Annotated in this window: 19 protein-coding genes and 1 tRNA gene; 8 read left to right on the top strand and 12 right to left on the bottom strand. The window is 74.7% G+C overall.

Annotated features, from left to right (window positions below; translation table 11 throughout):
• Positions 1 to 22: 22 nt before the first annotated feature.
• From EQG70_RS05470 to EQG70_RS05460, 3 genes are all read right to left on the bottom strand, one after another.
• Complete coding sequence (locus EQG70_RS05470) at positions 23 to 706, bottom strand: hypothetical protein (RefSeq protein WP_126346187.1); 684 nt, start codon at positions 704 to 706, stop codon at positions 23 to 25.
• A 470-nt stretch (positions 707 to 1,176) separates the two neighbouring features.
• Positions 1,177 to 1,258, bottom strand: a tRNA-Tyr gene (locus EQG70_RS05465).
• A 106-nt stretch (positions 1,259 to 1,364) separates the two neighbouring features.
• Positions 1,365 to 1,685 (bottom strand): hypothetical protein, encoded by a 321-nt coding sequence (locus tag EQG70_RS05460; protein ID WP_017832434.1) that lies wholly within the window; start codon positions 1,683 to 1,685, stop codon positions 1,365 to 1,367.
• A 138-nt stretch (positions 1,686 to 1,823) separates the two neighbouring features.
• Between EQG70_RS05460 and EQG70_RS05455 the strand changes: the two genes are divergently transcribed.
• Complete coding sequence (locus tag EQG70_RS05455; RefSeq protein WP_017832435.1) at positions 1,824 to 2,315, top strand: YajQ family cyclic di-GMP-binding protein; 492 nt, start codon at positions 1,824 to 1,826, stop codon at positions 2,313 to 2,315.
• 97 nt (positions 2,316 to 2,412) lie between these two features.
• On the opposite strand, the gene htpX is transcribed toward EQG70_RS05455, so the two are convergent.
• From htpX to EQG70_RS05440, 3 genes are all read right to left on the bottom strand, one after another.
• The gene (gene htpX / locus EQG70_RS05450; RefSeq protein WP_109268137.1) at positions 2,413 to 3,297 is read right to left on the bottom strand and encodes a zinc metalloprotease HtpX; all 885 of its coding nucleotides are present in this window, start codon (positions 3,295 to 3,297) and stop codon (positions 2,413 to 2,415) included.
• Positions 3,298 to 3,447: 150 nt separating this feature from the next.
• Positions 3,448 to 5,184 (bottom strand): zf-HC2 domain-containing protein, encoded by a 1,737-nt coding sequence (locus EQG70_RS05445; RefSeq protein WP_109268138.1) that lies wholly within the window; start codon positions 5,182 to 5,184, stop codon positions 3,448 to 3,450.
• A 289-nt stretch (positions 5,185 to 5,473) separates the two neighbouring features.
• Positions 5,474 to 7,411, bottom strand: coding sequence for a zf-HC2 domain-containing protein (locus EQG70_RS05440; protein WP_109268139.1), 1,938 nt, complete (start codon positions 7,409 to 7,411; stop codon positions 5,474 to 5,476).
• A gap of 260 nt (positions 7,412 to 7,671) precedes the next feature.
• Here EQG70_RS05440 and EQG70_RS05435 point away from each other — a divergent pair, with 260 nt between their 5' ends.
• Complete coding sequence (locus EQG70_RS05435; protein WP_109268140.1) at positions 7,672 to 8,190, top strand: Fur family transcriptional regulator; 519 nt, start codon at positions 7,672 to 7,674, stop codon at positions 8,188 to 8,190.
• A 13-nt stretch (positions 8,191 to 8,203) separates the two neighbouring features.
• On the opposite strand, the gene EQG70_RS05430 is transcribed toward EQG70_RS05435, so the two are convergent.
• Positions 8,204 to 9,595 carry an SseB family protein gene (locus EQG70_RS05430; RefSeq protein WP_109268141.1) on the bottom strand — a complete coding sequence of 464 codons (1,392 nt, stop codon included), beginning with the start codon at positions 9,593 to 9,595 and terminating at the stop codon, positions 8,204 to 8,206.
• 227 nt (positions 9,596 to 9,822) lie between these two features.
• Between EQG70_RS05430 and EQG70_RS05425 the strand changes: the two genes are divergently transcribed.
• Both EQG70_RS05425 and rarD read left to right on the top strand, forming a co-directional pair.
• On the top strand, positions 9,823 to 11,094 hold the full coding sequence (locus EQG70_RS05425; RefSeq protein WP_017832441.1) for a DUF6882 domain-containing protein: 1,272 nt from the start codon (positions 9,823 to 9,825) through the stop codon (positions 11,092 to 11,094).
• A gap of 21 nt (positions 11,095 to 11,115) precedes the next feature.
• The gene (rarD, locus tag EQG70_RS05420) at positions 11,116 to 12,048 is read left to right on the top strand and encodes an EamA family transporter RarD (protein ID WP_109268142.1); all 933 of its coding nucleotides are present in this window, start codon (positions 11,116 to 11,118) and stop codon (positions 12,046 to 12,048) included.
• Positions 12,049 to 12,125: 77 nt separating this feature from the next.
• Here rarD and EQG70_RS05415 read toward each other — a convergent pair whose 3' ends face one another.
• The 5 genes from EQG70_RS05415 to EQG70_RS05395 all read right to left on the bottom strand — a co-directional run bounded on the left by EQG70_RS05415 (position 12,126) and on the right by EQG70_RS05395 (position 17,241).
• Positions 12,126 to 12,275 (bottom strand): methionine/alanine import family NSS transporter small subunit, encoded by a 150-nt coding sequence (locus EQG70_RS05415; RefSeq protein WP_017832443.1) that lies wholly within the window; start codon positions 12,273 to 12,275, stop codon positions 12,126 to 12,128.
• Positions 12,272 to 14,047 (bottom strand): sodium-dependent transporter, encoded by a 1,776-nt coding sequence (locus tag EQG70_RS05410; protein ID WP_017832444.1) that lies wholly within the window; start codon positions 14,045 to 14,047, stop codon positions 12,272 to 12,274. The genes EQG70_RS05415 and EQG70_RS05410 overlap by 4 nt, the downstream gene beginning before the upstream one ends.
• Positions 14,048 to 14,156: 109 nt before the next feature.
• Positions 14,157 to 15,224, bottom strand: coding sequence for a polyprenyl synthetase family protein (locus EQG70_RS05405; RefSeq protein ID WP_043738630.1), 1,068 nt, complete (start codon positions 15,222 to 15,224; stop codon positions 14,157 to 14,159).
• 11 nt (positions 15,225 to 15,235) lie between these two features.
• Positions 15,236 to 16,531: a geranylgeranyl reductase family protein gene (locus tag EQG70_RS05400; protein WP_035924977.1), complete on the bottom strand. Its 1,296-nt coding sequence runs from the start codon at positions 16,529 to 16,531 to the stop codon at positions 15,236 to 15,238.
• A complete protein-coding gene (locus tag EQG70_RS05395) occupies positions 16,528 to 17,241 on the bottom strand; it encodes a demethylmenaquinone methyltransferase (RefSeq protein WP_081615708.1) in 714 nt (237 codons plus the stop codon). The genes EQG70_RS05400 and EQG70_RS05395 overlap by 4 nt, the downstream gene beginning before the upstream one ends.
• A 137-nt stretch (positions 17,242 to 17,378) precedes the next feature.
• On the opposite strand from EQG70_RS05395, the gene EQG70_RS05390 reads away from it, so the two are divergent.
• From EQG70_RS05390 to EQG70_RS05375, 4 genes are all read left to right on the top strand, one after another.
• Positions 17,379 to 18,842 (top strand): isochorismate synthase, encoded by a 1,464-nt coding sequence (locus EQG70_RS05390; protein WP_017832448.1) that lies wholly within the window; start codon positions 17,379 to 17,381, stop codon positions 18,840 to 18,842.
• Positions 18,843 to 18,966: 124 nt separating this feature from the next.
• On the top strand, positions 18,967 to 19,812 hold the full coding sequence (locus EQG70_RS05385; protein WP_017832449.1) for an ABC transporter substrate-binding protein: 846 nt from the start codon (positions 18,967 to 18,969) through the stop codon (positions 19,810 to 19,812).
• A gap of 76 nt (positions 19,813 to 19,888) precedes the next feature.
• A complete protein-coding gene (locus tag EQG70_RS05380; protein WP_035924981.1) occupies positions 19,889 to 20,683 on the top strand; it encodes an amino acid ABC transporter permease in 795 nt (264 codons plus the stop codon).
• Positions 20,684 to 20,693: 10 nt separating this feature from the next.
• Complete coding sequence (locus tag EQG70_RS05375; protein WP_017832451.1) at positions 20,694 to 21,515, top strand: amino acid ABC transporter ATP-binding protein; 822 nt, start codon at positions 20,694 to 20,696, stop codon at positions 21,513 to 21,515.
• Positions 21,516 to 21,547: the final 32 nt, after the last annotated feature.

Below are 21,547 nucleotides of genomic sequence, written 5' to 3'. Positions count from 1 at the left end.
CAGGGCGGTCAGCGGTTCGGGATCAGGCGCGGGCGCGGCGCACCCGGAGAGCCACGGCCCCGGACACGGCCGCACCGGCGGCCAGCAGGCCGGCCAGCAGGCCGGTGCTGAGCCCGCCCTCCTCGGCGGTCTGCATGTTGATGCCCTGGTTCACGCCGGAGTCGGTGCCGGTGCCGGCCCAGTCGTCCGAGTCGCTCCAGTCGTCGGAGCCGCCCCCGACGCCCAGGACGTCGCAGTTGCCCTGGAAGAGCGCCACGAGATCCGCGCCGTCCTCCATGAAGACCTCGCCCTGGGCGCGGGCGTCCACGGCGGCGGTCTGGAAGTTGGCCGCGGCGGCGGAGCTCGCCGCGTAGGCCTCGGCCACGGCGGGATCGCTGCTCGAGGCGGCGTAGGACTCCTGCAGGCGCAGGATCTCGGTCCAGGCGGCCTGCGCCCGGCCGATGGTGTCGTCGTTCACGATGGCGTCCTCCAGCACGGCCTGCTGGGTCTGGAGCTGGCCCAGGACCGCCTGGTCGGTGACGAGGGAGTTGAAGTGCGTGCCCGCGTCGTAGAGGTGGTCGGCGGCGGTGACCAGGTTGGTCACCGCGGTGCTGGCGGCGGGGGCCACACAGGTGTCGGCGTGGGCGGCGGGGGCGCCCAGGAACAGGCCTCCGGCCAGGACAGCAGCCGACGAACCCGCGGCCACCCACTTCTTCACAGCAGTCATATCGGTCTGTCTCCTCAATCGTTCAGAACCCCGGGCCTGCCCCTGGGGTGCCAGCGCGCGGCACAGTCCTTCCGAGCGTCCTCGGCGTGGCACGCCGGCGGGATCGCTGCGGGGTCGGTCGTGCTGCTGGTCATCCGGAGTAGGGGGTCCCGACGTGCCGGCTCGGGGAGTGCTGGCACGTGGCCGGATGATGCTGTCGCCTCAAGCTACAAGGATATTCATGTTCTTAGCAATTGTTAAGGCTGGAACGGCGCGGCGGCGCCTTGGGCGTGTCCCCGGATTAGGGGACTCGGGTGCGGATTTCCGCGCGGCCCGGGTGGCCTTCGATACCCGCCCGGGCACCGCCCCGGCGCTCTCCTGGCGGCCGGGGTCGGCGGGTGCGTCCCGGCAGCGGGGGACGTGGTGACCCGCCGTGACCGGGGACGACGAAGGCCCCGGTGCGCGGACCGGGGCCTTCGTGGTGGAACTCGTGGCAGATGAGGGATTCGAACCCCCGTAGGCATTGCCAGCTGATTTACAGTCAGCCCCCTTTGGCCGCTCGGGTAATCTGCCGGGGTGCTCCCGCCGGCCCTTCCGGACCGGCGGTGGCCGCCCCCGCGTGCGGGAGCAGTTCAACAGTACAGAAGATCCGGCGCGATGCGAAATTGCCGGGGACCACTCAGGCGGCGAGCCGCTCGCACACCTGCTGGAGGAACTTCTCCGCCTGCTCCGCGGTGATCTCGCCGTGGGTCACGGCGTCCGCGAGGTCCTCGGCGACGCCGATCAGCCGCTGCGCCGCCTGGGGGTCGAGCCGTTCGGTGGCCGAGGCCCCCGTGCCCGGTCGGGCAGGCGGCGCCGTCCCGTCGGCGGTCGCGGCCGCCGGTCCCAGCCCGATGCCCATCAGCAGGACCGCCGCCAGCGCGGTGGCCGCCACGGCGCTTCCGCGCCGGGTCCGCCCCGGGCCGGGCGTCACGTCGTCGTGACCCTCGGATGTGCTCATGCCGCCATCCTGGGAGACCGACCTGGGCGGATCCTTGGGCGCAGGTCACGAAACGGTGACGGGGCCCTCCCCGGTAGGCTGGGACACAGTCCTGCGGGCCGCACGCCGCCCGTCCACCGTCCCAGCCCAGGAGGCAGCATGGCCAGCGATTCCTCGTTCGACGTCGTCAGCAAGGTCGACAAGCAGGAGGTGTCCAACGCCCTGAACCAGGCCCAGAAGGAGATCGCGCAGCGCTACGACTTCAAGGGCGTGGGCGCCGAGATCGACTTCTCCGGCGAGAAGATCCTCATGAAGGCGAACTCCGAGGAGCGCGTCAACGCCGTCCTCGACGTCTTCCAGTCGAAGCTGGTCAAGCGCGGCATCTCCCTGAAGTCCCTCGACGCCGGGGAGCCCTTCGCCTCCGGCAAGGAGTACCGGATCGAGGCCTCCGTGAAGGAGGGCATCGCCCAGGACCAGGCGAAGAAGATCACCAAGCTCATCCGCGACGAGGGCCCCAAGGGCGTGAAGGCCACCATCCAGGGCGACGAGCTGCGGGTGTCGTCGAAGTCCCGCGACGACCTCCAGGACGTCATCACGCTGCTCAAGGGCTCGGATCTCGAGGTGGACCTGCAGTTCATCAACTACCGCTGAGCTCGTCCCGCGGCGCGGCTCGCGCCGCTCCCCCCGTGCGACGACGGAGCCGCCCACCTCGCGAGGTGGGCGGCTCCGTCGTCGTCGGCGGGCGGGCTCAGCGGCGGCCGATCCCCGCCATGCCCTCGAGCCGGGCCACGCGGTCCGCGGTCGGCGGATGGGTCCGGAACAGGCTGGAGGCGCCGCCGCCGCGGAACGGGTTGGCGATCATCAGGTGCGAGGTGTTGACGAGCTTCTGGTCGGCGGGGTTCAGCGGCCGGGCATTCGTGCCCATCTCGATCTTGCGCAGGGCGGAGGCCAGCGCGAGCGGATCGCCCGTGAGCTGCGCGCCGTCCTCGTCGGCGTCGTACTCGCGGGTGCGGGAGACCGCGAGCTGGATGACGGTCGCGGCGAGCGGCGCCAGTAAGGCCAGGAGCAGCCCCACGAGAGGGTTGCCGCGGTCACCGCCCCGCCCCCCGCCGAAGATGGCCGAGAACTGGAGGAACTGCGCGGCCGAGGTGATGATGCCGGCCACGGCCGCGGCGATCGAGGACGTGAGGATGTCCCGGTTGTAGACGTGCATCAGCTCGTGGCCCAGCACGCCCCGCAGCTCGCGCTCGTCGAGCAGCTGGAGGATGCCCTCGGTCACGCACACCGCCGAGTTCTCCGGGTTCCGCCCGGTGGCGAAGGCGTTGGGGCTCATCGTCGGGGCGATGAACAGACGGGGCATCGGCTGGTTCGCCCGCTGCGACAGCTCCCGCACGATGCGGTAGTAGCCCGGCGCCTGCTGCTCCGTGATCGGGATGGCGCGCATGGAGCGCAGGGCGAGCTTGTCGCTGTTCCAGTAGCTGTACGCCGTGGACGCCAGGCCGATCAGCGCGAAGACCCAGATGAAGACGCTGCTGCCCGTCCCGCTCGCCACGACCCACCCGATGGCCAGCAGCACCGCCCACAGGCCGCCGAGCAGCAGGACGGTCTTGAGCCCGTTGTTGTGGCTGTGCATCGCGGGTGCGGCTCCTTCATCGGGAACGGGGGTCTTCCGTTGGGCACAACGGCGCCGGCGGTGCCGGTCTTCCCGGGCCGGGCGACGCCCAGGGATCTCCCAGCCGGCGCCGGGCGTGCTCGTCGCCCGGTGCCGGAGGGATCGCCGCGGTCACCCGCCGGGGGTGGGAGGAGTGGCACCGCCGGCACCGGGCTCCGGGGACGGGTTCCCCGGCTCGGTTGCTCCGGTCGACGGGAGCTCCTCGGCCGGAGGCACCGTTGCCGCGGGCGCCGTTGCCGGGGGCTCTGACGCCGGGGCCTCGGGGGCCTCCGGAGCCGGGGACTCTGCCGGGGGCTGTTCCGCGCCCGGGGTCTCCGGGGCCGGGACCTCCTCCGCGGGTGGCTCGGTGCCCGGGCTCTCGGTCACCGGCGTCCTGGGCTCGGTCGGCCCGGCGGCCGGGGGTTGCTCGACAGGGGCCTCCCCGGCCGGGCTGCCGTCGTCGTCGGCCGCGGGCAGCGGCGCAGGAGTGCCGCCGCCGGCCGCCGAGGAGCCGCCGGGGGTGCCGCTGTCCGAGGGCCGTCCACCCGCCGCCGCGGGCCGGGGCGCTCGGCCGTCGTCCTGGACGCTCCCCCGGGTGGAGGGGGCCGCCTCGGTGCGACGCCCGGTCGACGCGCCGGCATCGGCGGCGGCCTCCCGTGAGCCGGCGGCCGGTCCGTCCGTCGTGGCCGCGGTGGTGATCGTTCCGCCGCCCGCCCCGGCGGTCCGTGCCTCGGCCGCGGCCTCGGTCAGGGGGCCGGGGGACGGCTCGGAGGTCGGCAGCGACAGCACCCCGCCGGCACCACCGGGCACCGCTGCACCGGCGCCGCGGGCCATGGTGGCCGCGCCGTCGTCCCCGGCGGAGGCCGCGGGTGCGGAGGCCTCCGGCGCGGAGGGGCCCGTCGCGCCGGAGCCGCCGAGGCGCCCCGTGGCCTGTGTCGTCCCGTCGCCGGGACCGCCGGAGCCGGTCACGACGATCCCGGCCAGCGCCGCCGCGGCCGCCAGGGCCCCGGCGCCGAGCAGCACCTTCCGGCCCCGCCGGGTGACGTGGACGGCGGCGAGGGCCCCGCCGGCCACGTCGGTGCCCGGGGCCGCGCCGAGTCGCCCGGCGCTCATCCGTCCCGCGGCCCGGACCAGCTCCACGAGCTCGTCGGTCCGGACGTCCCACAGCGGCACCCCGGCGAGCACGGGCAGCAGCCAGCCGCGCAGGCCTGCTTCGGTGTCCTGCAGGTACAGGTGGTCGGCGGTGCAGCGCGGGCACTCGTCGAGGTGGTCCTGCACGGCCTGCGTCCGCTCGGCGGACAGGCCGCCGTCGGCGAAGGCGCCGAGGTCGGCCGCGCAGTCCGCGCACCCGGCGAGGGTCGGCAGGTCCTGCCTGGCCCGGCGGTAGGCGGCCCGCAGCCCGGCGCGCGCCTCGAGGTGCAGCGCGGTGGTGGCGGCGGGGCTCAGCCCGAGCACCGCGGCCGTCCGCTCGAGCCCGAGGGCCTCGACCTCCAGGTGCCACAGCACGGCCTGCCACGACGCGGGGAGACCGAGATAGATGCCGGTGACCGTCCCGGCCGCGCTCGCCCGCTCCACGCCGGCCCGGCCCACGACGGCGACCAGCCGTGCCCGCAGGAAGACCCCCGGCCCGTCCTCGTCCTGCGTCTCCTCGCCGAGCTCCGCGAGGACCTGGTCGAAGGCCGTGCCCGCCAGCTGCTCCGCGTCCTGGCGGCTCGGCGTGTGGAGCCGGGCCACGACCACGGCGGTGTGCCAGTGCCGGTCCCGCAGGTCCGGGAAGGCGTCGGGCTGCTGCGCCCGCACCGCGGCGAGCAGCTCCTCGTCGGTGCGCGGGGTGCGCCCCTGGGCGAGCGGCTCGGTCGTGCGCGTCATGGGGTCTCCGTCGGTCTCGGGAACGCTCGGTCACCTTGCGGTGCGGGCGACCCGGGAGCGGTGCCGCAGGGCCGTGCCCCCGGCGAAGACGATGACGGCGCACGCCGACGGCGCGCGGTTCCAGCACTGTGGACCCCCCGGTCCCCCGAGCCCATGGTAGAGCGCCCCGGTGGAGGGCGGCACGCCGCTCCTGTCACGAGCCGTTCCCGTTCGTAACACAGTGCCGCCGGGAGCCGCGGGGTCGCCGGGTGACGCCAGGCCTCCGGGAGAGGCGGGCGGGGCTGGGCCCTCAGCGGTGGGGGCGGCCCTCCCCCTGGTCGGCGTGACCGCCGGAGCGGCCGGGCGCCCCGTCCGACCCCCGCTGGTGCTCGCGGCCGTGGCGCCCCGAGTGCTTCCGCTCGCGGGACCCGTCCTCGTCCCAGCTCGTCCCGCGGTGCCGGGGCCCGCGCTCGGCGTACCGCACCCCGGGGGCGCCGGCCCCCTGCTGCCCGTGCCGGCGTCCGGGAGCGGCGTCCGAGCCCGTGCGGTCGCTCGGCGGTCCGGCCGTCCGGGCCGGGGGCGCCGGCGCCTTGAACGGCGCGGGGCTCGCGTCCACGACCGGCTGCGGGGTCAGCACCGACGGGACGGGCGAGGGGGTGCCCGCCTCCCGTGCCGGTGTGGGAGCGGTCGCGGGGTCGTCGGCCCTGCGGGCCGGCGGCGCGCTCGTCGGCGCGTCCCCGGACGACGCGTCCCGGGCAGCTCCGGCTCCATCGCCCGACGCCGCGCCGGGCGTCCCGGTCTCCGGGGCACGGTCCCCGCCCGGCACGGACGCCGGCCGCTCCGCACCGGACCGCGGCGGGGTGGCACCCCCGTCCCCGGACGGTCCCGGCACGCCGCCGGCGGCCGCCGCAGCGCCCGCGTCGTCACCGCTGCGGCCGGCACCGGCCACAGCGTCACCGGCCAGGTCGTCATCGCTGCGGTCGGCGTCGGCCACGAGGGCCGCGGCCTCCGGCCCAGCACCGTCCTGGGTCGCGCCGGCCGGGGCGTCGCCCGGCGTCTGCCCGGCCGCGGCCTCGGCCGACCCGGACGGGCTCCCGTCGCGCTCCGCCGCGGAGGCCCCGGCACCGGACTCGTCGTCGTCCTGCTCCGCTCCGGCCGCAGGACCGTCCGCGCGCGGCTTCTCCAGGTCCTCGGCGGTGCGCGGCGCCCGCTCGGCGGCGAGGCTGTCGGCGGCCGGGACCGGGTCGCCCCCGCCGGACACGCCCACCGCGGCGACCGCCACGGCGGTCGCCAGGGCCCCTGCGCCCAGGAGGACCTTCGTCCTGCGGCTCGACCACGGCGAGGTTCCCGGCGCGTCCTCCGGACGGGCACGGGAGGCCCCCGCGCCGACGGCGGCGACCCCTGCGGGCGCACCGGCCGCGGCGGCGCCCGTTGCGGCCCCTGCTCCGGCGGCCGCGCCGGTCCCCGCACCGGCGGCGGCGATGAGGTTGGTGAGCTCGAGGGACTCGGTGCCCCACAGCGGCAGGCCGGCCAGGACGGGCAGCGTCCACGTGCGCAGGCCCGTCCCGATGTCCTGTCGGCCCAGGTACTCGGCGGTGCAGCGGGCACACCCGTCCAGGTGCGCCTTGACGTCCCGTCGGCTCCGCTGCCCGCGGGTGCCCCGGACGAAGTGGGGCAGCTCGGCGGAGAACTCCGCGCAGTCCGGTCCCGCCGCCCGGTCCGCCGCGGCCTGGCCGTAGAGCCCGCGGAGACCCCGGACCATGTCACGGTGCAGACCGGCGGCCGCGACCGCGCCGAGCCCCAGCGCCGCCGAGGCACGGCGGGCGCTCTGGCCCAGCACCTCGGTGCGCCAGAGGAAGCCCTGCCACTCGGCGGGCAGGCCGCTGAAGACCCGGACCAGGGACGCGGGGTCGGCGGGATCGTCCGGCAGCGCGACCGGCCGCGTGCCGCCGTCGGCCTCCCGCCCGACCATCCACACGACGAAGGCACCGAGGAAGGCGCGGGGGCCGCCGCCCTCGCCGACGATCTGCTCGATCCGTCCGAGAGCCGCCGCGGCGACGCCCTCCGCCTCCTCCGTGCTGCCGGTCCGCGACCGCGCCACGGCGAGGGCCGTGCCGTGGTACCGCTCCCGCAGCACCCCGAAGGCGTCGGCGTCCCCGGAGTGGGCGGCGTCGAGGAGGACGTCGTCACGGAGCGCCTCCGGGTCGCCGGCGTGGCCGTTCGGACGGGCGTGGGCAGGACGCGTCATGTCTGTCTCCGTGGTGGTCGCGGTCGTTCGGGAAGAAAGAGCTCCGGGAACGTCCCGTCCGACCCGCGGGCGCGCACGCCACGACGACGGTGCCGGACCCCCATCCCCCGCGCACATCGTAAGCGCAGGTCAGAGGCGGGTGAAAGCCGGCGCCCGCCGGTGCGACCAGAACTGTCACGAGGGATCGACCATGGCGAGCACGGGCGGAGCGGATGCGTCCCGCTATTGTGAGTCCATCGTGATAACGCTACGGTAGAAGGATGCAGACAACGGAACGCCCCGCACCGGACACCGCCCGGGTCGCCGCGTGGTCGGACCTGTTGCGCTCCCACGGCCGCCGGGTCACCAAGCAGCGGCTGGCCGTCCTCGACGCGGTGGACCGCCGCCCGCACTCCACCGCCGACGAGGTCCTCGCGGACGTCCGCACGGTGCTGCCGGCGATCACCCTGCAGTCCGTCTACGTGGTCCTCTCCGACCTCACGGCCGTCGGCATGCTCCGCAAGTTCGAGCCGCCCGCGTCCCCGGCCCGGTACGAGACCCGCACCGGTGACAACCACCACCACGCGTACTGTGTGCGCTGCGGAACGGTGGCCGACGTCGACTGCGCCGTCGGCCACGCCCCGTGCCTCACGCCCTCCGAGCACCACGGCATGCAGCTGCTCACCGCCGACGTCGTCTACCAGGGCATCTGCGCCGACTGCCTCGCGGCCGGGGCCTCCCCCGCGCAGGCCGCCCCGGAGCAGCCCTCCGCAGAGCAGCCCCTCCCCGCCGCGGGCTGACGCCCGCCGGGACTCAGCTCCGCCCGGTGCCGTCCCCGGCCGGACCCGGCCCGGCCTCGGCGCCCCCTGCCTGCCCCGGCTCCTTCTCCACGAGGGCCAGGAGCTCCCGGAGCTGATCGGCGGTCAGCGTGGCCACCGGGGGGTGCGCGTTGATGCTGACCTTCCGCGCCCCGGCGTCGAGGGCGAAGCGCAGCGCCTGCCGGGCCGGCGCGGAGCGGACCTCCAGGGTGGTGTCCAGCACGGCGACCTCGGGCGCGGACGTGAACAGCAGGAGGGTGTCCGGCGCGGCGCCCTCCTCCTGCGGCTTCGCGTAGACCGGCACGGCGCGCCCGTCCTGCACGCGCGCGCCGAGCAGCAGCACCGCGTCCGGGGCCAGGAGCCCGGCGAGCAGCTGCGACATGTTGTTCTCGAGCATCGCGGCCTTCACGGCGTCGTTGCGCGGCGCCCGCATCGCCCACTCCACCTGGGGGCGGCTGATCCGGCAGCCGCGGTGGGCCGGGTCGATGACCAGGTGGTCGTGCTGCGGGTCGTCGGCGAGCATCTTCAGGACCTTCACGGCGGACTCGCGCAGCAGCACGGGCTTGCCGCCGTCCGGGTGGTGGCGGTCGAACATGGCCTGGGCCTCCGCCGCCGAGGTGTAGGCGGCGAGGGACCGCGTGCCGTCGGGCTCCCCCAGGGTCTGGACGCGCAGGGTGGACTCCGGGCCCACGGCCTCCCCGCCCGGGCCCGCCACGAGGTCGCTGGCCGTGACGTCCAGCAGCAGGGAGCCCGCCATGCACTGCCGGACGACCTCGATCATCGCCTTGTTGTCGGGGGCGCCCACGAACCGGTCGACGGCCGCCCGCACCAGGGGGTTGACGACTCCCTCGGGGTCGGCCTGCTGCTCGGCGCCCGGGGCGAGGACGGGCAGCTCGACGCCGTCCCGCCGGGCGAGCTCGAGGGCCCACGCGGGGATCCGGGCGCGGGTGCGGGGGAAGCGCTCGAGGTGCGCCAGGACGTCCTGGGCCGTGAACGGCCCCTCCGTCCCCCATTGGCGGGGCTCGCCGTCGAGGTCGTAGGTCCCTCCGATCCGGTGGGTCGGCTCGGGCCAGCCCTCGGCGAGGATCACGACCGTGGCCGTGAACCACGTCCCGCGCCCCGGGACGTGGACGTTCTCCCGCAGCTGCTCGACGGCGGGGATGACGGCGCTGTCCTCCTTGATGGGCCCGGCGGTGCCGGGCACCACCTCGTCGCCCCGCTGCTCGCGCACGCGCAGGTGCACGCGCCCGCCCTGGACCTTGAGGTCCACGACCATCCGGTCCCATCCCGGCTCCGTGCGCAGCACGGAGAGCACCCACGAGCCGATCGTGTTCAGCAGCTCCTGCCGGGCCGGCCCGGGGGTCGGGGTGTCGGGGGTCTCGCTCATGCGGTGGCTCGTTCCCGGCCCGCGAGGGGGCCTGCTCGGATCGTGGTGGTCACGGGACGGGCGCGGGGCCGGGCGCGGCACCTGCGGGGCCCCAGAGGTCTCGCCCCACCCTACCCAAGCGGTCCCCGGCCGCCGCGGGCGGAGCGGCCGTCCGGCGCCCCCGCCGACGCACCGGGCGGCGCCCGCCGTGACGCTCCCGCACCCGCGAGGGTTGCTAGCCTGGACGCATGACGAAAACGCTGCAGGAACTGATCGACGAGTCGATCTTCATCTCCACCGAGTACCAGGCCAGGCTGGCCGAGCTGACCCAGGGCGCCGGGTGGGACGTCGACTTCTCCGCGCCGGCGTTCACCCTGCAGACCGAGCCCCCCGTGACCCTGACGCCCTATCTGCTGGGCACCGAGTCCGCCTCCCGCGGCTCCTGGATCTGGTCCTGGCAGGAGCTGGGCCACTTCCCGGCCGCGGTGGTCTCCGCCGCGGTCCAGGCCCGCGAGGCCGGGGAGCGGCTGGGCGTGGACGAGCTGTCCACCGACGAGCTGCCCGTGGCGGAGGGCCTCGCCCGCCGGCTGACGCTGGCGGCCAAGGCCGTGACGGGCGTGTACGCGCACTACCCCGCGGGAGCGGGCGGCGGCGTCACCGCGTGGCTGCTGCTGGACGGACCCGAGTTCGAGCTCCCCGAGCTCACCGTGGAGCGGATGATGCGGGTCATCGCCGAGGCGCTGACCACGGACACCGCGGTGGACCACAACCTCGCCGTGGACTCCTACGCCAAGCTGCGCGGCGCCCACATCGAGTGGGACACCGAGGCCACGTGCGTGGTGACCGTGCGGGACGGCGCGCAGCGGTTCTGGTTCGACGACCACCAGATCTCCGGTGTCGAGCCCGCCGAGCCGTCCGTGGGCCCCGAGATCCTAGTGGACCTGGCCGCGGACGCCCAGGAGCGCGCCGCCACCCTGCGCGAGGACCGTGCCGCCGCCGAGGCCACGGCCGCCCGGCAGGAGGCCGAGCCGCACCGCGCCGCGGCCCCGGCGGCTCCCGCGGAGACCCCGGTGCCCGAGGAGGCACCCCGGGAGCAGCCCGAGCCGATCGAGGTGCCCGACTTCGTCGAGACGGAGCACGTCCGGCCCGAGCCGGCCGAGGAGCCCCGGCCGGCCGAGGAGCCGGCCGCCGCGCACGCCGGTGCCGCCGAGGCCGACCTCCCGTTCGACCAGGAGCCCTCGGACCGGGAGGTGCGCCCGGGCCGCGTGAGCACCACGGTGGTGCCCGGCCCCGAGCCCGTCCGCCCGGCCCGCGAGGAGGTGCCCGAGCCCGCCGCCGCGCAGCACCGGGAGCCCGCCGCGGAGCCGCAGGTGGAGCGCGAGGTCGAGCGCGAGGTCGTGGCCGGCCCCGGTGTCCCGGGCAGCGCCGGGACGGAGCCCGTGGTGGAGGGCGAGGAGACCGCCGAGGAGGAGCAGGGCGAGCGGAAGAAGGGCTTCTTCAGCCGATTCTTCGGCCTCTGACCCCCGGCGGTACCCTCGAGCGTGACCGCCTACAACACCGCACCCGGCCCGGATCCCGACGAGCAGTCGAGGACCCGGGCCGGTGTGCTCTCCGGATTCGCCGCCTACGGGATCTGGGGCCTGCTCCCGCTGTACTTCGTGGCCCTGGAGCCGGCCACGCCGGTGGAGATCGTGGCGATGCGCGTGCTCTTCTCGCTGGTCTTCTGCCTGGCGCTGCTGGCGCTCACCGGGCAGCTGCACCCCCTGGGCCGGGCGCTGCGCGCTCCGCGCACCCTCGGGACCCTGGCCGTGGCCGGCCTGCTGATCGGGGCCAACTGGTGGCTCTACACGGTCGCCACGACCACGGGGAACACCCTGGAGGCCTCCCTCGGCTACTTCATCAACCCCCTCGTGGCCATCCTGCTCGGCGTGCTGGTGCTGCGGGAGCGGATGCGGGCCCTGCAGTGGACGGCCGTGGGGATCGGGTTCGTGGCGGTCGTGGTCATGGCCGTCTTCTACGGGCGGGTGCCGTGGCTCTCGCTGGGCCTGGCCTTCTCCTTCGGCTTCTACGGCCTCGTGAAGAACCGGATGGGCGGGTCCTACCCGGCGATCGTGACGCTGACCGTGGAGACGATGGCGCTGACCCCGGTGGCCGCGATCGTCGTGGCGCTGCTCGGGGCGGACGGCAGGCTGACCCTGGGCAGCGAGGGCACCGGCCACCTCCTGCTGATGCTGTCCTCGGGCGTGATCACGGCCGTGCCGCTGATCCTGTTCGGGGTCGCCGCGACCCGCCTGCCGCTGAGCACCGTGGGCATGATCCAGTACGTGGCGCCCATCGGGCAGTTCCTGCTGGCCGTGCTCGTGTTCGGCGAGCAGATGCCCCTGGAGCGCTGGGTCAGCTTCTGCTTCGTGTGGCTCGCGGTGCTGCTCCTCGTGCTGGACGCGGTGCGCGCCCCGCGGGCGCGCCGCGCCTGAGCACCACGCGCAGGAGGGCTCCCGGCGCCGCGCGGCGCCGGGAGCCCTCCTGCTGGTCCCGGGGGTGCGGGACGGGGTCAGGTGGTGCGGACGTAGTCGTCGCCGCCGAAGCCCTGGTCGTTGTCCGGGACCTCGGGGGTGCGCCGCAGGTGGAGCACGGCGGCGATGAAGCCGCCCCACACCGTGCACACGGCCACGATGAGCATGATGATGGCGGGAGTGGTCATCGGGGGTCCTCCTGGGATCCGGTGGTGCTGGACGTGGTGCCGGAGCTCCAGGGCGCCGTGCCGGTCCCCGCGGCGGGGGCCTCCGCGTGCCGGCCCGTGGACCCGGCCGTGCCCTCGGCGAGGGCGCGGTAGGAGAAGTCCTGGTCGAGGGCCGGGGTGCGCAGGGCGGTGTCCGACCAGTGGGAGAGGTGCCGGTCCCCCTCCATCCGGTTCCGGTCCGTGAAGGCGTCCAGGATCGCGGGGGACGGGCTGAGCTCGTTCGCCCGGGAGGCTCCTGGCCACGGGAGCTTCGAGAGCACGTAGGCGATCACGATGAGCCCGAGCGCCATGCCCCAGCCGAACGTGTTGACGAACCAGGTGGGCATCTCGCCGTAGCCCTCCGCCACGGTGGTGGTGAGCGTGTCGATGAGGATGTAGCCCAGCACGATCGGGGTGAGCCCGCCGGCCACGACCATCCAGGTGCGCCCCAGCTTGAAGGAGGACACCGAGTTGAGGTGGTCCCGCAGGGTCGGCAGCGCGGAGAAGCCGGCCGTCAGGAGCATCACGGACACGAGTGCCGCGGCGACGATGCCGAACTGGTTGACGAAGTTGTCCGTGACGTCGAGCAGGTTCAGCCCCGTGGTGGTCGTGAACAGGGCCAGGGAGATCAGCGCCATGGGCACCACGACAGCCACCACGGCGGTGCGCCGGCGCAGGCCGAGCTTGTCCTGGACCGCCGCGACGACGACCTCGACGATGGACACGAGCGAGGTGAACCCGGCGAAGGTCAGCGACGCGAAGAACAGCACCCCGATGAGGGTGCCGAGGGGCGCCTGGGAGATGATCGTCGGGAACGCGATGAACGCGAGGCCGATGCCCGAGGTGGCGACCTCGTCGACGCCCACCCCGGCGACCCCGGCCATGAAGCCCAGTGCCGCGAAGACGCCGATGCCGGCGAGGATCTCGAAGCTGGAGTTGCCGAAGCCCACCACGAGACCGGAGCTGGTGAGGTCCGTCTTGGGCTTGAGGTAGGACGAGTAGGTGATCATGATGCCGAAGCCGACCGAGAGCGAGAAGAAGATCTGGCCGTAGGCGGCGACCCACACGGCGCTGTTGCCCAGTGCGGCCCAGTCCGGGGTGAACAGCGCGTTCAGGCCGTCCGTTGCACCGGGCAACGTCAGGGCGATGACGACGATCACGAGGAACATCAGCACCAGCAGCGGGATGAGCACGAGGTTGACCCGGCCGATGCCCTTCTGCACGCCCAGCAGCAGGACCACCAGCAGCGCCACCCAGGCCACGGCGGTGGTGCCCAGGACGCTGGGGACGAAGTCGAACGCGACGGTCACCTCGTCGGAGGTCTGCAGGACGTCCGCGAGGAAGAACGTGCCGGGGTCCTCGCCCCAGGCCTTGCTGAACGAGAAGAACGTGTAGAGCATCGCCCAGCCGAGGATGACGGCGTAGTACACGGCGATCACGAAGCTGATGCCCATCTGCCACCAGCCGATCCACTCGGTCTTGGGGTGCAGGCGGCGGTAGGCCAGCGGCGCCGAGGCGCGGAAGCGGTGGCCGATGCCGTACTCGAGCATCAGCAGCGGCAGACCGGCCGTCAGCAGCGCGACGAGGTACGGGATCAGGAACGCCCCGCCGCCGTTCTCGTAGGCGATGTAGGGGAAGCGCCAGATGTTGCCGAGGCCGACGGCGGAGCCGATCGCGGCCAGGATGAAGACGGTGCGGCTGGAGAACGCCTCGCGTGGCGCGGCGGCACGGCCGGGTGGGGACTGAGGGGTCATGGTCGTCCTCGGGTGCGGGAAGTGGTCTGCGGACGGCTACAGGCTAGCCCGTGGGACCGCGGGAACCACACCTGGCGCCACGGCCCGTGACGTACGGTGCGGAGCTCGCTCAGGCCTCGCGGTGGACGACGGCGTGCGCGAACGCCACGAGCGCGCGCTTGGCCACCGTGTCCGGCAGCGGCTCCAGCGACGCGATGGCCTCGTCGGCCCACTGCCGGGCGATCCGCCACGCCTCCTCGGTGGCCCGGTGCCCCGAGACCGCGGCCACGGCCCGGGCCAGGGCCTCGTCCGAGGTGAGGTCGGAGTCGAGGTGCTCGAGGGCGCGCACCGCGTCGGCGTCGCCCTCCCCTGCCATCCGGCGCAGGATGAGCACCGGCAGGGTGGGCACCCCCTCGCGCAGGTCGGTGCCGGGGGACTTCCCGGAGACCTCGTCCTCGCCGGTCACGTCGATCACGTCGTCGGCGAGCTGGAAGGCGATGCCGACCTTCTCCCCGTACTCGACCATGACGTCCACGACGTCCTGGTCGGCCCCGGCCAGGACCGCGCCGAAGTGCCCGCACGCCGCGATGAGGGAGCCGGTCTTGCCCGAGAGGACGTCGAGGTAGTGCTCCAGCGGGTCCTGCCCCTCGCGGGGGCCGACCGTCTCGTGCAGCTGGCCGAGCACGAGCCGCTCGAACGTGTCCGCCTGGATCTTGAGGGCCCGCTGGCCGAGCTCGGAGACCATCGAGGAGGCGCGGGCGAAGATGAGGTCGCCGGTGAGGATGGCCACCGAGTTGCCCCACACGGTCTGCGCGGTCGCGACGCCGCGGCGCAGCGGCGCGGAGTCCATGACGTCGTCGTGGTAGAGGGTCGCCAGGTGCGTGAGCTCCACGACGGCCGCGGACTCGAGGACGGCGTCGTTGATGCCGCCGCCGATCTCCCCGGCCAGCACGGTCAGCAGGGGCCGCACGCGCTTGCCCCCGGCCTGGAGCAGGTGGCGGGAGGTGACGTCGGCCAGGTGGTCGGCGCTGCGCACCGCCTCGTCGAGCCGCTCCTCGATCCGGGCCAGCGACCCGAGCACGACCGGGCCCAGCCGGTCGTCGGACGCGATGAGGTCGAAGCCGGCGGGCAGCCTCACCTGATCGGTGCCGAGACCTGCGGCGGGGCCGTCGGCGCTCGGGGAGGAGGATTCAGTCACGGTCCACCACTCTAGCGAGTTTTCGGGGGGCGGGTGTTGCCGGTCGCGGGCGTCAGGGCGTCCAGGAGGGAGACCACCCGGTCCTCCCACGTGGCGGCGGGGCGGTCGGAGAGCTCCGTCATGACCCGGACCACGAAGCGCATCAGGGCGGGCACGGCCATGCCGGTGCGCACGGCCGCCTTCATCACGGCGGGGCTGCCGATGAGCTGGGCCAGGACCCGGCCCTGGGTGAAGTGCGCGCCCCACTCCTGCCGGACCCGGTCGGGGTAGCCGGCGAGCACGAGCTCCCGCTGGGCGGGGCCGTTGGCGGCCGCGGCCGCCACGACGTGCTCGGCGGCGTAGCGGGCGGACTCCATCGCGTTGGAGATGCCCTCCCCGTTGAACGGGGAGACGAGGCCCGCGGCGTCGCCCAGCAGCAGCATCCCCGGGACGTGGTGCGGCGTGCGGTTGAACGCCATCGGCAGGGCCGCGCCGAGCACGCGGCCGCGGCGGTGCTCCTCGTCGAACGTCCACTCGGCGGGCATGGACGCGGTCCAGTCCGCGAGCACCTTCCGGTAGTCCAGGTCCCCGAACGCCGGGGAGGTGTCCAGGATCCCGAGTCCCACGTTGGCGGTGCCGTCCCCGACGCCGAAGACCCAGCCGTAGCCCGGCAGCAGCGCCCGCTGCGGGTCGGTGCCGTCGGTGAGCTCGAGCCAGCCCTCCATCCAGTCCAGGTCCGAGCGCGGGGACTCGAAGTAGGCGCGCACCGCCACCCCCATCGGGCGGTCGTCCCGCTTGTGCAGCCCGGCGGACACCGCGGTGCGGGAGGAGTTGCCGTCGGCCGCGAGCACGACGTCCGCCCGGTGCTCCTCGGTCTCGCCGGTGCGCCGCCCGGCGGCGTCGAGGACGTTGGCGCGGGCGCCGACGACCCGGCCGGAGCCGTCGCGGAGCACCCCGGTCACGGCCCGGCGCTCGAGCACCCGGGCCCCGGCGGCGCGGGCGTGCCCGGCCAGGTGCTCGTCGAAGCCCAGCCGGGTGCGCACGAGCCCGTAGGGCGGGAAGTCGCTCAGCTCGGGCCACGGCACCTCGACGCTGCGCTCGCGGGCCACGAGCCGCAGCCCCCGGTTGCGGGCGTAGCCGAGCTCGGGCCCGTGCGGGAGGCCCATGAGCCGCATCTCGCGCACGGCGCGCGGGGTCAGCCCGTCGCCGCAGACCTTCTCCCGCGGGAACGCGGTCTTCTCCAGGACGGTGACCTCGATCCCGTGCGCCGCGAGCCAGTACCCGGCCGTGGCGCCGGCGGGGCCGCCGCCGAGGACGAGGGCCCTCATCGGGCGGGGGCGTCCGCGGCGGGCTTGACGGCCCGGTGCACGGCCACGATGCCGCCGGTGAGGTTGCGGTACTGCACGCCGGTCCAGCCGGCCGCGAGGATCTCGGCGGCGAGGTCCTCCTGGTCCGGCCACGCCGCGATGGACTCCGCGAGGTACCGGTAGGCCTCCGGGTTGGACGCCGCGCGCGCGGCGATCCCCGGCAGCGCCTTCATGAGGTACTCCGTGTAGACGGTGCGCAGCGGGGCGGCCGTGGGGGTCGAGAACTCGCAGATCACGAGCCGCCCGCCCGGCCGGGCGACCCGCAGCATCTCGGCGAGCGCGCGGCGGTAGTCCTGGATGTTGCGCAGCCCGAAGGAGATGGTCACGGCGTCGAAGGACGCGTCCGCGAACGGCAGCCGGGTGGCGTCGGCCTGCACGAACTCGATGTCCGGGCGGCGGGCGCGGCCCACCTCGAGCATCCCGAGCGAGAGGTCCGCGGCCACGACGTCGACGCCTGCGTCCGCGTACGGCTCGGACGAGGTCCCGGTCCCGGCGGCGAGGTCGAGGACCTTCTCCCCCGGGACGGCGCCGACGGCCTCCGCGACGACCCTGCGCCAGCCGCGGGTCCGCCCCAGCGAGAGGATGTCGTTGACGAGGTCGTAGCGGGGCGCCACGTCGTCGAACATGGCGGAGACTTCGTGCGGCTGCTTGGACAGGTCTGCTCGGTTCACCCGGTCATTGTCGCACCTCGCTCCGACGCCCCCGCCCGGGCCCCTCCCCCGGCGCCCGCCCCGGACGCCCTCCCGGCGGCCCCGCCCGCGGGAGCGGGACCGGGGGCTGTCCGGCGGTCGGCCTAGACTGGGGGGCGATGTCTCCCACCGCCCCCGCCGCCGACCCCGCAGCCGCCCCGCCGGTCCCCGTGCTGCACGCCCTGACGGTGCCGCTGTCCGCGCTGGGCGCGGACCCCGCAGCCGCCCCGGACCTGCGGGACCTGCTCGCCGGACCGGAGCTGCTCACCTGGACGGTGGACGGGCGCGGACTCGTGGCCTGGGGCCGGGCCGCCGAGCACACGGTGCGCGGCGCGGACCGGTTCACGGCGGCCCGCGTGTGGTGGGACGACCTGGTCGGCGCGGCCGTGATCGAGGACCGCGTGGGAGTGCCCGGGACCGGGCTGACCGCCTTCGGCGCGTTCACGTTCGCGACCGCCTCCGCCGTGGACTCCGGGCTCGTGGTCCCGGAGCTGCTCGTGGGCCGCCGGGGCGACGTCGCGTGGGCGACCCTCGTGGTGGCCGTGGCCCCCGGGACCCCCTTCGCGCTGGGCGCCGACGACGTCGCGGCCGCCTGGCTGCGCCGGATCGGCTCCGCCCCCGGGCGCCCGCCCGCCGCGAGCGGGCCGCCCGCGGCGCCGGCCGTGGTCCGGCTGTCCTCCGGGACCCTGGGCGAGCACGAGTGGACGGAGGCGGTGCGCGAGGGCGTCGAGCGCATCCGCTCCGGCCGGATGGAGAAGCTGGTCCTGGCCCGGGACGTCGTGGCGCGCACGGACGCCCCGCTCGATGCCGTGGCCGTGGTGCGGGACCTCGCCCGGCGCTACGAGCAGTGCTGGACGTACTGCGTGGGCCTCGGCGGGGACCCCGCGGGCGCGGGCCGGCTCATGGGGGCCACCCCCGAGATGCTGGTGCGGGTCCTCGACGGCGTGGCCCACGCCCGGGTCCTCGCCGGCACCCTGGACCGGGACGCCGCGCCCCCGGACGAGGACCCGCACGAGTACGCCGCGCGGGTGCTCGGCGAGTCCGAGAAGCAGCAGCACGAGCACGGGTTCGCGATCGACTCCCTCGAGGCGTCGCTGGCCCCCTACACCGACGCCGTCACGACCTCCCCGGAGCCGTTCATCCTCGAGCTGCCCAACGTGTGGCACCTCGCCTCGGACGTCACCGCCGCGCTGCGCCCGGGCCCGGCCGGGGACCCGCCGTCCTCCCTCGAGCTCGCCGAGGCCCTGCACCCCACCGCCGCGGTGTGCGGGACGCCCACGGCGGTGGCCGCCGCCGCGATCCCGGAGCTGGAGCAGATGGACCGGGGACTCTACGCCGGCCCGGTCGGCTGGCTCGACGCGGCCGGCAACGGGGACTGGGGCATCGCCCTGCGCGGCGCGGTGCAGGAGGACGAGCGCACGGTGCGGCTCTACGCCGGGTGCGGCATCGTGGCCGCCTCCGACCCCGAGTCCGAGCTGGCCGAGACCTGGGCGAAGCTGCGGCCGATGCTCCAGGCCCTGGGGCAGCGGGCCGCCGGGGCCCCGGAGCGCCTCGTGCCCGCCCCGGGCCTGTCCGCCGGCTGAGCCGGAGCCGGGCTCGCACCGTATCCTGGTGCCCGAACACGCGCGGGGCCACCGCCCCGCAGGGCCGGGCCCGCGCCCGGCCCGTCCGCGCCGACGACCACTGCTCCCACCGGAGGAACCCCGCATGCCCCGTCCGACGACCCGCCCGTCCCGCGCGCACGCGCTGGCGGCGCTGTCCGCGATCGCCGCCCTCGCCCTGACCGCCTGCACGTCCGAGAGCCCCTCCGGGGAGGCCGCGGACGGCGGCGGGGAGACCGCGGGGGCCACCGCGTCCTCGGCCGTGGCCCTGGTGGAGCCCGGGTTCCTCACCGTGTGCTCGGAGTCCAACTACCCGCCGTTCGAGATGGAGGAGGGCGGCGAGATGGTCGGTCTCGACATGGACCTCGGCCGGGAGATCGCCGAGGACCTCGGCGTGGAGATGAAGAACGTCACGCTCGCCTTCGAGTCGATCCAGTCCGGCGCGGCCCTCGAGACCGACCAGTGCGACGTCGCGATCTCCGCCCTGTCCATCACCGAGGAGCGGCGGACGGTGATGGACTTCTCCGACCCCTACTACGACAACGAGGTCGGCCTCGTGACCGACGGGGAGGACGGGGTCGACTCCATCGACGCCGCCCGCGAGGAGCAGGTGCGGGTCGGGGTCATGCAGGGCACGGTCGGCGAGACCCAGGCCCGGGAGCTCGGCCTCAACGCCGTCCAGTTCGAGGACGCCACCACGCTGTTCACCGGGCTCAGCACCGGGAGCGTGGACGCGGTGCTCGACGACGTCACGGCGATCGCCCAGCACGCCCAGGACGACCCGGACTTCGTGGTGCAGGAGACCGCCGACCTCGACGACCAGCTCGGCGTGGCCGTGGCGAAGGGCGACGAGGCGATGCTCGGCGCGGTCGACGCCACCCTGGACCGCATCGAGGAGGACGGCACGCTCGAGAAGATCGTCGAGACGTGGATCCCCGTCCAGGAGAACTGACCCGGGGCCGGCGACCCGCACCCGGGACGCCGGCCCCGTCACCGTCCCACCCGTACCACCCAGAACGGACCAACCCATGGCCATGACCATGCACCAGAGAGCACGGCTCTCCCGCGGCGTCCAGTACGCCGTCCTGATCCTCGTCGTCCTCGCCCTCATCGCGGTCGCCGACTGGCCGCTGCTGGTCGAGAAGGTGTTCAACCCGGCCATCGCGGCCCAGCAGTTCCCCGGCATCATCGTGGTCGCGCTGAAGAACACGCTCATCTACACGCTCCTCGGCTTCGTGGTCGGCCTCACCGGCGGTGTGGTGCTCGCGCTCATGAAGCTCTCGTCCGTGGCGCCCTACCGGTGGCTGGCCACGATCTACATCGAGTTCTTCCGCGGCGTGCCCGCCCTGCTGGTCTTCCTCGCCTTCGGCTACGGCATCCCGCTGGCCTTCGGCTTCCGCTTCAACCACTACGTCACGGTGATGATCGCCCTGGGCCTCGTGGCCGCCGCCTACATCGCGGAGTCCCTGCGGGCGGGTCTGCAGGCCGTGCCGAAGGGCCAGTACGAGGCCGCGCGCTCCCTGGGCATGTCCCACGCCCGGGCCATGGTCACGATCGTCATCCCACAGGCGCTGCGGATCGTGCTGCCCCCGCTGACCAACGAGGTGATCCTGCTGACCAAGGACTCGTCGCTGGTCTACCTGCTGGGCATGGGCGTGGGCCAGTACGAGCTCACCAAATACGGCCGCGAGGCCATCTCCGGTGCCGGGGCGGGGCTCACGCCGCTGGTGGTGGCGGGTGTCTGCTACCTCATCATCACGGTGCCCCTGGGCATCCTGACCCGCCGCTTCGAGTCCAAGACCGACCGCATGAAGAAGTCCTAGGAGCCTGACTGTGAGCACTGCATCCTCCCCCACTCCCCGGTCCGGGCCCGGCGGCGCCGACGGCCTCGCGGACGCGGCCTCCGTCGTCGTCGAGGGCCTGCACAAGTCCTACGGCTCCCTCGAGGTCCTCAAGGGCATCTCCCTCAGCGTCGGCGCCGGCCAGGTGGTCTGCCTCATCGGCCCCTCCGGCTCCGGCAAGTCCACGCTGCTGCGCTGCGTCAACCTGCTCGAGACCCCCCAGCAGGGGCGGATCACGATCGGCGACTTCGAGGTCACCGACCCCGAGGCCGACGTCGACCGGATGCGCCGGCACGTGGGCATGGTCTTCCAGCAGTTCAACCTCTTCCCGCACCTGAACGTGCTCGAGAACTGCACCGTGGCCCAGCTCAAGGTGCTCAAGCGGGACCGCGCCGAGGCCGAGCGGATCGCCCGCGGCAACCTGGAGCGCGTGGGCCTGGCCGAGAAGGCGGACAACTACCCCGACCAGCTCTCCGGCGGGCAGCAGCAGCGCGTGGCCATCGCCCGGGCCCTGTCGATGGACCCGTCCCTCATGCTCTTCGACGAGCCGACCTCCGCCCTCGACCCCGAGACGGTGGGCGACGTCCTGGCCATCATGCGCAACCTCGCCGCCGAGGGCATGACCATGCTCGTGGTCACCCACGAGATGGAGTTCGCCCGCGACGTCGCCGACAAGGTGGTGTTCATGGACGGCGGGGTGGTCGTCGAGGAGGGCCCCGCCGCCGAGGTGATCCGCCACCCCCGCGAGCCCCGCACCCAGGCGTTCCTCTCCCGCGTGCTCAACCCCACGCAGGTGCAGGCCCCGGAGCAGTGACCCGGCGCGGTCCGGGCCCGTCGTCTGCGGAC

This window comes from Kocuria rosea (assembly GCF_006094695.1).
Classification (GTDB): Bacteria; Actinomycetota; Actinomycetes; order Actinomycetales; family Micrococcaceae; genus Kocuria; species Kocuria rosea.
Note: the sequence above shows the minus strand (reverse complement) of the source record. Positions and strands in the feature narration are given on the sequence as shown.